This window comes from Mycobacterium sp., assembly GCF_049673265.1.
In the GTDB taxonomy this organism is placed as follows: Bacteria; Actinomycetota; Actinomycetes; order Mycobacteriales; family Mycobacteriaceae; genus Mycobacterium.
The window spans coordinates 1-13060 of sequence record NZ_JBATXN010000047.1; the positions used below are offsets into that span (position 1 = coordinate 1).

13 protein-coding genes are annotated in these 13060 nt (G+C 64.4%); 5 read left to right on the forward strand and 8 right to left on the reverse strand.

What is annotated here, in order from left to right:
* From WBF82_RS01635 to WBF82_RS01650, 4 genes are all read left to right on the forward strand, one after another.
* Positions 1-789, forward strand: a 789-nt coding sequence (locus WBF82_RS01635; RefSeq protein ID WP_424381363.1) for a glucose-6-phosphate dehydrogenase, incomplete at its 5' end; no start/stop codon positions are given.
* Positions 786-1697, forward strand: coding sequence for a glucose-6-phosphate dehydrogenase assembly protein OpcA (gene opcA / locus WBF82_RS01640; protein ID WP_424381364.1), 912 nt, complete (start codon positions 786-788; stop codon positions 1695-1697). The genes WBF82_RS01635 and opcA, both read left to right, overlap by 4 nt.
* A complete protein-coding gene (gene pgl, locus WBF82_RS01645; protein WP_424381365.1) occupies positions 1694-2437 on the forward strand; it encodes a 6-phosphogluconolactonase in 744 nt (247 codons plus the stop codon). Before opcA ends, pgl begins: the two co-directional genes overlap by 4 nt.
* 158 nt (positions 2438-2595) lie before the next feature.
* Positions 2596-2994 carry an ATPase gene (locus WBF82_RS01650; protein ID WP_424381375.1) on the forward strand — a complete coding sequence of 133 codons (399 nt, stop codon included), beginning with the start codon at positions 2596-2598 and terminating at the stop codon, positions 2992-2994.
* A 23-nt stretch (positions 2995-3017) separates the two neighbouring features.
* Here WBF82_RS01650 and secG read toward each other — a convergent pair whose 3' ends face one another.
* The 7 genes from secG to WBF82_RS01685 form a co-directional block, all read right to left on the reverse strand.
* Positions 3018-3254 carry a preprotein translocase subunit SecG gene (gene secG / locus WBF82_RS01655; RefSeq protein WP_424381366.1) on the reverse strand — a complete coding sequence of 79 codons (237 nt, stop codon included), beginning with the start codon at positions 3252-3254 and terminating at the stop codon, positions 3018-3020.
* A gap of 56 nt (positions 3255-3310) precedes the next feature.
* A complete protein-coding gene (locus WBF82_RS01660) occupies positions 3311-4498 on the reverse strand; it encodes a PecA family PE domain-processing aspartic protease (RefSeq protein WP_424381367.1) in 1188 nt (395 codons plus the stop codon).
* 148 nt (positions 4499-4646) lie between these two features.
* The gene (gene tpiA / locus WBF82_RS01665; protein WP_424381368.1) at positions 4647-5432 is read right to left on the reverse strand and encodes a triose-phosphate isomerase; all 786 of its coding nucleotides are present in this window, start codon (positions 5430-5432) and stop codon (positions 4647-4649) included.
* Between the two features lie 15 nt (positions 5433-5447).
* Positions 5448-6659 (reverse strand): phosphoglycerate kinase, encoded by a 1212-nt coding sequence (locus tag WBF82_RS01670; protein WP_424381369.1) that lies wholly within the window; start codon positions 6657-6659, stop codon positions 5448-5450.
* Positions 6660-6661: 2 nt separating this feature from the next.
* Positions 6662-7684 carry a type I glyceraldehyde-3-phosphate dehydrogenase gene (gap, locus tag WBF82_RS01675; protein ID WP_424381370.1) on the reverse strand — a complete coding sequence of 341 codons (1023 nt, stop codon included), beginning with the start codon at positions 7682-7684 and terminating at the stop codon, positions 6662-6664.
* Between the two features lie 76 nt (positions 7685-7760).
* The gene (locus tag WBF82_RS01680) at positions 7761-9179 is read right to left on the reverse strand and encodes a phytoene desaturase family protein (RefSeq protein WP_424381371.1); all 1419 of its coding nucleotides are present in this window, start codon (positions 9177-9179) and stop codon (positions 7761-7763) included.
* Between the two features lie 73 nt (positions 9180-9252).
* Entirely contained in the window at positions 9253-11010 is a 1758-nt protein-coding gene (locus tag WBF82_RS01685) for a DUF3556 domain-containing protein (RefSeq protein ID WP_424381372.1), read from the reverse strand.
* A gap of 566 nt (positions 11011-11576) precedes the next feature.
* Here WBF82_RS01685 and WBF82_RS01690 point away from each other — a divergent pair.
* Entirely contained in the window at positions 11577-12230 is a 654-nt protein-coding gene (locus WBF82_RS01690; protein ID WP_424381373.1) for a hypothetical protein, read from the forward strand.
* Positions 12231-12342: 112 nt separating this feature from the next.
* Here the strand turns inward: WBF82_RS01690 and whiA are convergent.
* Positions 12343-13060 (reverse strand): DNA-binding protein WhiA (gene whiA, locus WBF82_RS01695; RefSeq protein WP_424381374.1); only part of this gene is annotated, 718 nt, incomplete at its 5' end.

Sequence of the window (13060 nt, forward strand, 5' to 3'; positions counted from 1 at the left end):
GGCTATTACGACGGGATCGGTGCGGCGCGTGACGTGATCCAAAACCACCTGATGCAACTACTTGCGCTGATGGCAATGGAAGAGCCGGTGAGTTTTCAGCCGTCGGAATTGCAGACCGAGAAGATCAAGGTGCTCTCGGCAACCCAACTTGCGCAGCCGCTGGATGAGACCAGTTCGCGCGGCCAGTACAGCGCCGGCTGGCAGGGTGGACAACACGTGGTTGGTCTGCTCGACGAGGAGGGCTTCTCGAAGGAGTCCGGCACCGAGACGTTCGCCGCCATCACATTGGAGGTGGATACTCGACGCTGGGCCGGTGTGCCGTTTTACCTGCGCACCGGAAAACGCCTGGGCCGCAGGGTCACCGAGATCGCCTTGGTTTTCAAGCGGGCACCGCATTTGCCGTTCGACGCAACCATGACCGATGAGCTCGGCGCCAACGCCTTGGTGATCCGGGTGCAGCCGGATGAGGGGGTGACGTTGCGATTCGGGTCCAAGGTGCCGGGTACCACGATGGAAGTGCGTGACGTCAACATGGATTTCTCCTACGGCTCGGCGTTCGCCGAGGATTCACCCGAGGCCTACGAGCGGCTGATCCTTGATGTACTGCTGGGCGAGCCGTCACTGTTTCCGGTCAACGAGGAAGTCGAATTAGCTTGGCAGATACTGGATCCGGTGCTAGATAACTGGGCCGAACACGGCAAGCCCGAGCCCTACGATGCGGGCACCTGGGGACCGGCGTCATCCTTCGAGATGCTGCGCCGGACCGGTCGCGAATGGCGGCGGCCATGATTGTCGAGCTGCCGGACACCAGTACCAACGAGGTCAGCAAGCAGCTCGACGAGCTGCGCGAGAAGACCGGCGCGGTGACGCTGGGTCGAGTGTTGACATTGGTCATCGCGCCGGACAGCGAAGCGGTGCTTGAGGAATCCATCGAAGCGGCCAACGCGGCGAGCCACGAGCACCCGAGCCGGGTGATCGTGGTGATGACTGGGGACGCTGATGCCCTCGAAGCACGTTTGGACGCGCAACTGCGGGTAGGCGGTGACAGCGGCGCCGGCGAGGTGGTGGTGCTGCGGCTGTCAGGTCCACTCGCCGGGCATAACAGCAGCGTCGTCGTACCTTTCCTGTTGCCCGATATCCCGGTGGTGGCTTGGTGGCCGGACATCGCGCCGGCCGTACCAGCTCAGGATCCGTTGGGGCAGTTGGCGATCCGGCGTATCACCGACGCGACCAACGGAGCTGACCCGTTGTCGGCGATCAAAAGCCGGCTGCCCGGTTATACGCCGGGTGACACCGACCTGGCCTGGAGCCGGATCACCTACTGGCGGGCGCTGCTGACTTCGGCGATCGACCTGCCACCGCATGAGCCGATCACCTCGGCCCTGGTGTCCGGGCTCAAGACCGAGCCCGCACTCGACGTCCTCGCGGGCTGGCTGGCCAGCCGTATCGACGGTCCGGTGCGACGCGCGGTCGGCGAGCTCAAAGTCGAACTGGTGCGCAACAGCGAGACAGTGACCCTGAGCAGACCGCAGACGGGGGCGACGGCGACGATCAGCCGCACTGCGCGGCCGGATGCGCTTGTTCCGTTGCCACGCCGAGATGCCAAGGAATGCCTGGCTGAAGATCTGCGCCGACTGGACCCGGACGTGATCTACTTTTCGGCGCTCGAAGGTATCGACCGAGTGGAGTACATGTGAGTACAGCCGTTGAGACATTCGCCGACAGCGACGCACTGACCGCTGCGGCAGGCGAGCGTTTGATCAGCGTCATCGAGGCGGCCGTGGCCGCCCGCGGGCGGGCTCTCATCGTGCTGACCGGCGGCGGCAACGGCAACCGGCTTATGAGTTATCTTGGCGCGCAGGCGGAACGAATCGACTGGGCCACGGTGCATGTGTTCTGGGGCGACGAGCGTTACGTCACCGAAGACGACGACGAACGCAACGACAAACAAGCCCGCGAAGCATTGCTGAGCCACGTCGATATCCCGGCGCGCAACGTGCACGCTATGCCGGCGCGGGACGGCGAATTCGGTAGTGATCTTGCCGCAGCGGCATTGTCCTACGAGCAACTGTTGGCTGCGAACGCCGAACCGGGCGATCCCGCACCGAATTTCGATGTTCATATGCTCGGCGTGGGGCCCGAAGGCCACATCAATTCGCTGTTCCCGGATACCGCGGCTGTGCGCGAGACCACTCGGCTGGTCGTCGGGGTCGAGGATTCACCGAAGCCTCCGCCGCTACGAATTACCTTGACGCTTCCTGCAATTCAGCGGTCCCGCGAGGTCTGGTTGTTGGTGTCCGGGGCGGAGAAAGCCGACGCGGTGGCCGCAGCGGTTGGCGGCGCCGACCCGGTGTCGATACCGGCCGCCGGTGCGGTCGGCCGCGAGCAGACAGTCTGGTTTCTCGACGCCGAGGCGGCATCGAAGCTGCCGAGTTAGCGGCCCCGTTCGGCCTGCCGATCGGCATAGCCGCGCACATAGTCCGCCAGCCGTCGGATGGCGTCAGTTTTGGCGGGCCGGTACTGGTCGCAGTATTTGAATCGCATATCCGGTCAGATGCCGATTCGGTGCCGGGGGTTCCGCGCCACCCGGTAATAATTAGCGTCATGGCAGACAAAAGCGCCGGCAACCGCCCACCACGACAGCGGATCAAGACGCTCACCCAAGCAGCAATGAACGCCGACGTCACCGTGGGCCAACTGGAAGACGTGCTGGGCGGCCTGGGCGATACCCTAACGGACCTCAACAATTCGCTCTCCCACTTGAACGAAGCGGTCGACCGCCTCGACGGCGGCCTTGACCACTTCGAGGCCACGCTGGGCAGGATTGACGACCTGATGGGCCGGTTGGTCACGCTCGTCGCGCCCGTGGAGGCCATCGTCGAGCGCATCGACTACATGGTCAGCGTCGGCGAGACGGTGATGTCGCCGTTCTCGCTGACCGAACATGCTTTCCGGAACGTGGTGAACGCGGTACGCGACCGCACTCGTCGCTAACCCCGGCGCCCGTGAGCTCTAGCTCAAGCGTTGTATTTGATCCGCAGCGCCATGCCGATGATGGCTACCAGCCAGATGCCGACGACGAACAACGTCAACCGGTCCAGGTTCTTCTCCACCACCGTCGACCCCGACAGGCTGGACTGCACGCCGCCGCCGAACAGCGTCGACAGGCCGCCACCCTTGGCGCGGTGCAGCAGCACCAATAAGACCACCAGGATGCTGGTCACCACCAGGGTGATCTGCAGGGCCAATTCCATGGCCAACACCTTACCGGCCGACGATCGGCCGGCTCAGACCGGCGCTCCCCGGGAGGTTAGTGGACGCTCCCTGGCATGTCGAAGCTCATATTGTCGCCGGTGTAGCTGAAGTAGATCGGTTGGTGCAGGAAGGGCAGGAAGCCGCTGTCTATTTCGTTTCCGGATACCGGCGTCGGCCCGTCATATCCCGAGCTGCCGAGAGGGCCCGTGGTGTAGGAGTACAGCAACGAGCCACCGGAAGCACTGGTGTAGACGTCGATGGTTGATCCCGTCGGCACGGAACTTCCGGATTCCAGCGACGACGGGATGGTTCCGAACACACCGCCGGAATCGAGATCGTCGGAAACCGCTACCCGAGTTCCCCCATTGAGCGATTCGAAGAGGTCCGCGATCGGGTTTCCGGGCACCGTCAACATAACGGCTCCCGGGTTGGCGGAATCGACGACCAGCTTGCCGTCGGGAATGTCGACGAGCACACCGCCGTAACTCTCGAATGGGCTGGTGGTCGGACCCCCGGTGTGTTCACCGATGCCCAGGATGCCGGTCACCTGGTCGTCCTGAAGGAACGTTTCGAAGCTTGCCGGCGAGCTCAGCGATGTCGGCCAGGACAAGAACTCGACATCGATGGGGGTATTCGTAGTGTCGAGGGCTCCGTTGCCGTAATCGACGGTCGCGTCGTTGTAGGTCAGATACAGGTAGTCCACCCCGCCGCTGTAGCCGCTCTCGCTGATGCCGGTGGGCGTGCCGAGCTGCAAGAGGTTAAAGAACGCCGAGACGGGGTTTGACCCGAGGTCTTCCCAAGGGAGGACAAGGCCGCTGGATCCGGTATCGACGAGCAGCGTGTTGCTGGCCCCCTCAATCGTGGCTTGCACAGTTGGCTCGGTGTCTTCCGCGACAGTCAGTGGGATGTCGGAGGGGCCCGACGACGACGACGCTGCAACCGCCGCGGCAGGTTCTGCAGCCGCCGGCACCGCAGCCGCCGCATCGAGCGAACTCAGGCTGGCCAGAAAGCTGTCGGTCCAGCTGGTCAGATCCACCGCAGCGGCGGGATCAAACCCGGCGATCGCATCGCTCAACGAGGTCATGAGTGGCTGGATGATCGGGTCGAGGATGGCGTCGATGTCGGCCTTGGCAGGAGCTGCGGTGACCGCCGACCCGGTCGCCATTGCCGCCGCGGCAACAAACGCACTGGCGGCCCCACCCAGGATGACCTGGCGCCGGCGCGCCTTGGCGTTGTGTGACATTTGGTTGCCTCCCCCGGAGAGTGGTAGAGCTGCCTACGGCGCACTCTAGCTGCGCAATCACCGAAACTTAACGAACCTGTATTTCTGTCAGGTTTCGTTAAGCTAAGCGCCCCGTCGGCCGACCGTCAACTGCAAAGGCCCCAGCGGGTTACGGCAGCGGTCCCCCGGCGGCGATGGCGGACAGAGTTGCGAATTGTTCACCGTCCAGCGATGCGCCGCCGACCAGGGCGCCGTCGACGTCGTCCTGGGCGACGATGTCGCCGATGTTCTTGGCGTTCACCGAGCCGCCGTAGAGCACCCGGACGGTCTCGGCGATCTGTGTGGAGGCCAGCGTGCCGAGCTCCTTGCGGACCGCTGCGCACACTTCCTGGGCATCGGTGGCGCTGGCGACCCGGCCGGTCCCGATCGCCCATACCGGCTCGTAGGCGACGACGACCTTGCCGATCTGCTCGGCCGAGAGCCCGGCCAGCGACCCGCGCAGCTGCTCTTGGCAGTGCGCGACGTGCTCACCGGCTTCCCGGACTTCCAGGTGCTCGCCGATGCAGACGATCGGGGTCAGCTCGTGCTTGAGTGCGGCAGCGGCTTTGGCGGCCACCAGCGCGTCGTCCTCGTTGTGGTAGGTACGCCGCTCGGAGTGCCCGACGACGACGTAGCTGCAGCCCAGCTTGGCCAGAAACGCGCCGCTGATCTCGCCGGTGTAGGCACCGGAGTCATACTGCGACAGATCCTGGGCGCCGTAGGTCAGCCGCAGCTTGTCGCCGTCCACCAGGGTCTGCACGCTGCGCAGATCGGTGAACGGCGGAAGGACCGAGACGTCGACCCGGTCGTAGTACTTATCGGGCAGCGAGAACGCGATCTTTTGAACCAGCGCGATCGCCTCGAAGTGGTTGAGGTTCATCTTCCAGTTGCCGGCTATCAGCGGCTTGCGGCTCATCGCGATCCTTAGCTTTTAGGTGCTCAGTACTTTTAAGCCGGGCAGCTCTTTGCCCTCAAGGTATTCCAGCGACGCCCCGCCGCCGGTGGAGATGTGCGAGAAGCCGTCCTCTGGCAGGCCCAGCGCCCGCACCGCCGCCGCGGAGTCGCCGCCGCCGACTACGCTGAACGCGCCCTTGGCGGTCGCATCGGCGATTACTTCGGCCACACCTTTGGTGCCGGCGGCGTACGCCGGGAATTCGAAGACGCCCATCGGGCCGTTCCAGAAGATGGTCTCGGCGTTGGACAGCAGCGAGTTGAACCGGGTCACCGAACCCGGCCCGATGTCCAATCCCATCTTGTCGTCCGGGATCGCATCGGCGGCGACGACCTGCGGGGGCGAATCGGCGGCGAACTTGTCGGCCACCACGATGTCCACCGGCAGGCGCAGAACGTCCGCATAGGTGTCGAGCAATCGACGGCAGGTGTCGATCATCTCGGTCTGCAGCAACGAAGTGCCCACCGAAAGACCAAGTGCAGCAAGGAATGTGAAGCACATGCCGCCGCCGATAACGATGCTGTCTGCCCTGGTGGCCAGCTGTTCGATCACGCCGAGTTTGTCCGATACCTTCGAGCCTCCGAGCACCACCGCGTACGGCCGGCGCGTCGAGCTGGTCAGCCGCTCAAGCACGCTGACCTCGTCGGCGACCAGGTTGCCGGCGTAGTGCGGCAGCAACGTGGCAATGTCGTAGACCGAGGCTTGCTTGCGATGCACCACCCCGAACCCGTCGGACACGAAAGCACCTGTGTCGCCAACTAATTGGGCAAGCTCGCGAGCCAATGCGAGCCGCTCGCCGTCGTCCTTGCTGGTTTCCCGGGGGTCGAAGCGGATGTTTTCCAGCAGCAGGACATCCCCATCGGTCAGACGCTCCGCGCGGGCCCGCGCATCCCGGCCGACGACGTCTTCGGCCAACTGCACGTCCTGGCCCAGCTGCTCGCCGAGGGCCGCAGCGACCGGCGCCAGCGACAGAGTCACATCGGGTTTGCCCTCGGGTCGCCCGAGATGTGCGGTCACCACCACCTTGGCCCCGGCATCGACCAGCGCCTTCAGCGTCGGCGCCGAGGCGACAATGCGGCCGGCATCGGTGATCTCGCCGTTGTCCAACGGGACGTTCAAGTCAGAACGCACCAGCACACCCCGACCCGAAACGCCTTGGGCGAGAAGGTCGTTAAGGGTTGGAATGCTCACGACTACAGCGACTTGCCGACCAGCGCGACCAGATCGACGAGGCGGTTGGAGTAGCCCCATTCGTTGTCGTACCAGGACACTACCTTGGCCTGGTTGTCGATCACCTTGGTCAGCCCGGAGTCGAAGATCGAGCTGTGCGGGTCGGTGACGATGTCACTGGAGACGATCGGGGCGTCGTAGTACTTGAGGATCCCCTTGAGCTTGCCTTCCGCGGCGGCCTTGAAGGCCGAGTTGATCTCCTCGGCGCTGGCCGCTTTGGACAGCTCGGCGGTCAGGTCGGTGACCGAGCCGGTCGGGATCGGTACCCGCAGTGCGTAGCCGTCGAGCTTGCCCTTCAACTCGGGCATCACCAAGCCGATGGCCTTGGCGGCGCCCGTCGACGTCGGGACGATGTTCAGTGCGGCAGCGCGGGCGCGGCGCAAATCCGAGTGCGGTCCGTCCTGGAGGTTTTGGTCCTGGGTGTATGCGTGGATCGTGGTCATCAGACCCTTGACGATGCCGAATTCGTCGTGCAGCACTTTGGCAAGCGGCGCAAGGCAGTTCGTCGTGCATGACGCGTTGGAGATGATCTTCTGGCTGCCGTCGTACTTGTCGTCGTTGACGCCGAGCACGATCGTGATGTCGGGGTCGGTGGCGGGCGCGGAAATGATCACCTTCTTCGCCCCGGCGTCCAGGTGGCCTTTCGCCTTGGCGGCGTTGGTGAAAATGCCGGTGGACTCGACGACGACATCGGCGCCCAGATCGCCCCAGGGCAGTGCCGCCGGGCCCTCCTTGATCGCCAGCGACTTGATCTTGGTGTTGCCGACGACGATGGTGTCGTCACCCTCCAGGCTGACGTCGTAGGGCAGCCGGCCCAAGATCGAGTCGAACTTGAGCAGATGCGCCAATGCCGCGTTGTCGGTCAGGTCGTTGACCGCGACCAGCTCGACGTCGGTGCTGGCCCCCTCTGCCTGCTGCGCAAGCAGGGCCCGGTAGAAGTTGCGTCCGATTCGACCGAAGCCGTTGATGCCTACCCGGACCGTCACTTGTCTCTCCTTAATTCCTGACGATTGCTCGCCGCCAGCCTAGTAGCTGCAAGAATGCGGAGCGAATTCGCCTGCTTCAGGTCACTCCGAGCCGGCGTAACGCCGCCTGGGCCGCGTAGTAGCCGCACAGGCCGTGGATACCGGCACCCGGCGGGGTGGATTGCGAGCACAGGTAGACGCCGGGCACGCCGGTGAAATAGGGATCGATCGCCATCCGGGGGCGGATCACGGCCTGCAGCCGGTCGTTGGCGCCGCCCAGGATGTCGCCGCCGATGTAGTTCGGGTTGTAGGCCTCGAGCTCAGCGGTGCTCTTGCTGACGGTGGCGACGACGCGATCACGGAACCCGGGCGCGAACCGCTCGATCTGGTCGACGACCGCTGCGGTGGCGTCGCCGGTGTAGCCGAACGGCACATGCGCATAGGACCAGATCGGGTTGATGTTGCCGGCCGACCGGGACGGGTCGGCCACGTATTGCTGGCCGACGAGGGTGAAGGGCCGCTCCGACATCTGGCCGTCCGCTCGCTGCCGTTCGGAGTTCGCGATCTCGGCGAAAGTGCCGCCCACATGGACGGTGCCGGCACGGCGGCAGTCCGGGTTGGTCCACGGGATGTGGCCCTCGATGGCGAAATCGACCTTGAACGCCGACGAGCCGTGCCGGTAGCGCTGATAAGAGCGCTTGATCCGGGCGGGCATGAGATCGCCGTAGATCTGCGCGGCCGCGGCTGGGCTCACGTCCAGCATCACGATGTCGGCGTCGGGAATGTCGTTGCGGCCGGTGACGGTGGCGCCGGTGGTGATCGCGCCGCCGTGTGCGCGCAGCGCTGCGGCCATCGCGGCGATGATCGAGCCTGACCCGCCTTCGGCGACCGGCGAACCATAGCGGTGGCCGCCGGCCAAAAACATCAGGCCCATCGCTCCGGTCGGCGGCCGGTCCAGCCGGGTGAACGCGTGGGCGGCCCAGCCGCCGAACAGAGCGCGCGCCTGCTCGGTGCGAAACCACCGCGCGATCAATGTGGCCGGCAATGCCGCGCGCGGCCCAAATGCGGCGAGCCGGATGGGGTGGCGCGGAATGTGGAGCACCGGACGCAACAGGTCCTGACCCAAGTCGTCGAAGCCGGCGGCCAAGTCGCCAAACGCGAGCCGCCAGCGGCGGCTGTCAGTGCCCATGCCGGCCGAGGTTTGCTGAATCGATTGGTATTGCACACCGGCGGTGCCGTCATCGAGCGGGTGCGCGCAGTCGACTTCCGCCCACTTCCATGTCAGCCCATAGCGTTTGAGGTCGATCTCTTCCCAGAACGGTGATCCCACACCCAGCGGATGAGCCGCCGAGCAGTGATCGTGAATGACGCCTGGCAGGGTCAGCTCTCCTGACCGCGCTCCTCCCCCGATGGTGTCCGCGGCCTCAAGCACGCCTACGTCGAACCCGTTGCGCGCCAAGTGGATCGCGGCAGCCAAGCCGTTGGGCCCGGCGCCGACGACCACTGCGGAGGTCATGAGCGCCGCTTTCCCCCGCAAGCGGGCGGTGCCCCCACCCCATCGCTGCTGTGTATATCGTCGACGGCGCGCGTCATTGCGAAGCGGTGGTATGGCCACTCGTGATGTGCACGGGGAACTCATCATTGGGCTCCGGCCAGGGTTGGCGGGCCAGCATGTCCTTGACGGTGACGTAGCCTTCTTCGAGCAGGCCGGTCTTCGCGTCGACGATGCGATACCACTGCCGCTGCGTCTGAATCGGCTGGCCTTCAAGGATTATCACCCGGAGATCGCCCTCGTCGAACTGGCAACGCCGCTGTACCGCCTCGACCAGCTGCTCGTTGTGCAGGTGGCCTTCGCCGAAGTTCCAGCCAATCAGCGCGCCGGCGACCAATTCTCCCTCGCGGATAGCGTAGTCAGCTTCGTTGTCGATCGCACGGGGCAGCAAGCCGTTGAGTGCCCGGCCGTGCACATGCATGGACCGAAACGCCGTACCCTTCTCGATCTGCAATTCGGCAACCGCTGAACCGTAAAGCTTGACGGCTTGTTTGATGGTGAGGGCGGAACTTTTGATGACGTTGGCTTCGATCCTGTCCTCCACACCGCCCCGGAAGCACCAGACGCTGCTGGCCCAGTTACCAGCGTAATAGCGCATCGCAGGCAGAAAGGAAATCTGCTGTGGGAAAAGGTTTCCCACGATCGGGACGACGGCCAGCCCGGCCAGCAGGATAGCCAGAAGTAGCGGTGACTGAAGGTCTGTGGCATGGATGGCGCCGTAGTGCCCGAACAGGTAAAACAGCGAAAAGATGAAGAACACATTCCACTCCAACGGAACGCCCATCGGAAGATTGGACAGGATATTGAAATGGAATATCACCATAAACCCGATCAGGTACCAGGCCCACGGGCGACCATCGGCAACGAACACCAATACGAACGGCACAATGAATTCTGCTGTGGTGCCGCCGACGTGGGCCATCAGCTTCGGAATCCAGGAAGGCCGCAAGTCATTGACCGGGTCGCGGTAGAGCTTGCGCTTGACCGGATTGAACACCCTGCTGCGAAGCAGCGCGTTGTTGCTCGTCATTGCCGCAACGACATACGGGAAGTGGTGGTTGAGTTTGGAGGTCGCCGCTCCCCACCACAGCCCCAGCATGATGATCTTGAAGGCAGCGATCTGGTCGGTTACCGGAAAGAAGAAGACCAGCAGGGTTAGCCAGTAATGCTCGCCACGCGCCGCCAGGAAGATGGTTTTGTCGCGCAAACCCGCCAACACCAACGCGACGATTGTCGGCACCACCAGCAGCGGGTTGATCAAGCCGACGTCGCCGGCGTGGGTGACGGGCCCTCCCTGACCGGGTGACAGCAGCGCCCAAATACCGGAGATCAGCACGATGGCATAGAGCGCTACATCGACGACAGTGCGGGTATCGCCAGCAGTCAACGGGATATGCTGTGGCCAGGGCGGCAATCGAATTGTCTTGGGCCGCAACCAATAAAGGCATCCGCCGATCAGTGGCGTGAACCGCCCGGTGAGCGGGCCGGATCCGCAGCCCAGGCCAAGCACCTCGAATAGCAGGGTGAAAATGACGACCTTTTGGTACACGATCGGCTGCGTCCACCATTGCCCGATGTGGCCTAGACCGCCTAGGCCAGGGGTCAGCGAGATGATGGCAACTGCCGCAGCGATGTATATCGCGATCTTGACCAAGTAGAAAAGGTACGCCACATACGGCGTGCCAAATCCGTACTCAACCCAGTGGCGGGTCACGATCTGCAACCGGTTAGCCCGCGGCAGAGTCTCCCAGCTGTCGGGATCGACGTCGGGAAGCTGCGGTGTGATGAATCCCATGATGGCCTCGCTCCGGGTGTGAAACCAGTTGGCGAGGATAATGTATCGGCATCACGCGGTCGCCGTGTTGATCTTGCAAACTGGCTGAAACACCGAGCGGTATCCGCGCGCCGCTCAACGAGCGCTCTTGCACGAGAGAATCAATACTCGATGAACATCGAATTGTGGCGCGCCGGGCTTCGCCGTCGGCCCGCGGATGATCCAACTCAGGAAGAAACGAATTGGATCTGGAGCAGCCCAAGAAGTACACGATCTACTACGACTATGAGCTGGCTAACGCACACCCTCCGCGCCGAATTGGCCATTTCGGATAATCATCATCGGCGGGCAATCGCGGGCTACATTCATACTGCGGTGGATGGCGTCGAGGAGGCTCGATGGCGGACGCACTGCGCGGATTCCGGCAGAAGGTGAGTCGGGCGCCTAGGTGGCGAACGCGGTGAAGCGATTGCGTAACACCCCCGAGATGTGGTGTTCATCGACGAGTTGCCGCGCAATGCCACCGGCAAGCTGGTTCGACGGGTCCTGACCGAGATGGACATCGGCAGCACGTCGAAGGAGGTGGAGTGAAAACAACAGTTCTGCTGCTTGTTGCAATTTTCGTCGTTGCGTTCGTGGTGCTGATTGTGTTGATGGCGCGGCAGCGGGAGCGTGCGCGGCAAGCCCAGATCGCGCAGTGGGCGGCCAGTCGCGGCTGGACAGTTACCCTGCGGCCCGGGCCCATCGAATGGTGCTCCCGGCTGCCAGGTCGCAACCGCCGCGGAGTTTCGCAGATCCTGTCGGGCACCGTAGACAGGTGGCCGGTCAGCGTTGCCGAATATTCCTACACCACCACCACCTCAACGGGGGACGGAGGGACGACCACCACCACGCACCACTTCATCGTCACCGTGGTGCGGCTAGCGTCCTCGTATGCACCCGTAGCGGTTCAGCCGCGCGGGGGAATATCCCGGATGGGGCGGGCGCTCGTCGGCGACAACGCGGCCTCGACCGGCGATGAGGACTTCGACCGACAGTTCCGGGTGAAAACCCAGGATCCGGCCAGCCGTGCCCTGGTCGGGCCGACACTCATCGCCGAGCACCTCGCGGGGCGGATACCGGCCTGGAGCCTCGCTGGCCAGGACCTGCTGGCATGGCAGCAAGGCAGGCTTACTGACCCAACCCGCATCGAAGCGCTGACTGCCGGACTGGTACGCGTCGCCAGCTTGATCGGCCGCTGACGTTCAGATACCCGGGATCTCCAATTTCCCGCTATTTCGCCCGATTTCGATGTCTGAGCGGCTATCCCTTCTGCAACTCAGTCCGTCAAACCTCGAGGTACGACCGTGCGACTTAGGCGTCTTCCAACAGGTCCGGGGTCACTGCCGATTCGGTGTCCGGGATGCCTTCGACTTTCGCCTTGCGGTCAGCCATCGACAGCAAACGCCGAATACGGCCGGCCACAGCATCTTTCGTCATCGGCGGATCGGCCAGCCTGCCCAACTCCTCCAATGAGGCCTGGCGGTGTTCGATGCGCAGCTTGCCGGCCGCGGCAAGATGGTCGGGCACACCCTCGCCAAGGATTTCCAGCGCACGCTCGACGCGAGCGGCCGCCGCCACCGCGGCACGAGCCGAGCGCCGCAGATTGGCGTCGTCGAAATTCGCCAACCGATTGGCCGTTGCCCGGACCTCGCGGCGCATCCGCCGCTCCTCCCAGATCAACCGGGTGTCCTGGGCGCCCATCCGGGTCAGCAATGCCCCGATCGCCTCGCCGTCGCGCACCACCACCCGGTCGGCGCCACGCACCTCCCGCGCTTTGGCGCTGATGCCAAGCCGGCGCGCCGCGCCGACCAGGGCCAGCGCCGCTTCCGGGCCGGGACAGCTGACCTCGAGCGCCGACGAGCGGCCCGGTTCGGTCAATGAACCGTGCGCCAAGAACGCGCCCCGCCAAGCAGCTTCGGCGTCGGTGATGCTGCCGCCAACGACCTGGGCCGGTAATCCCCGCACCGGGCGTCCGCGCAAGTCGAGCAAGCCGGTCTGGCGAGCCAACGCCTCACCGTCGTTGGCGACC

What these genes read in the sequence shown, in the direction of transcription:
- opcA (WP_424381364.1), top strand. Translation starts at nt 786, where the DNA reads ATGATTGTCGAGCTGCCGGACACCAGTACCAACGAGGTCAGCAAGCAG.
- secG (WP_424381366.1), bottom strand. Translation starts at nt 3,254, where the DNA reads ATGGAATTGGCCCTGCAGATCACCCTGGTGGTGACCAGCATCCTGGTG.
- WBF82_RS01660 (WP_424381367.1), bottom strand. Translation starts at nt 4,498, where the DNA reads ATGTCACACAACGCCAAGGCGCGCCGGCGCCAGGTCATCCTGGGTGGG.
- tpiA (WP_424381368.1), bottom strand. Translation starts at nt 5,432, where the DNA reads ATGAGCCGCAAGCCGCTGATAGCCGGCAACTGGAAGATGAACCTCAAC.
- WBF82_RS01680 (WP_424381371.1), bottom strand. Translation starts at nt 9,179, where the DNA reads ATGACCTCCGCAGTGGTCGTCGGCGCCGGGCCCAACGGCTTGGCTGCC.
- WBF82_RS01685 (WP_424381372.1), bottom strand. Translation starts at nt 11,010, where the DNA reads ATGGGATTCATCACACCGCAGCTTCCCGACGTCGATCCCGACAGCTGG.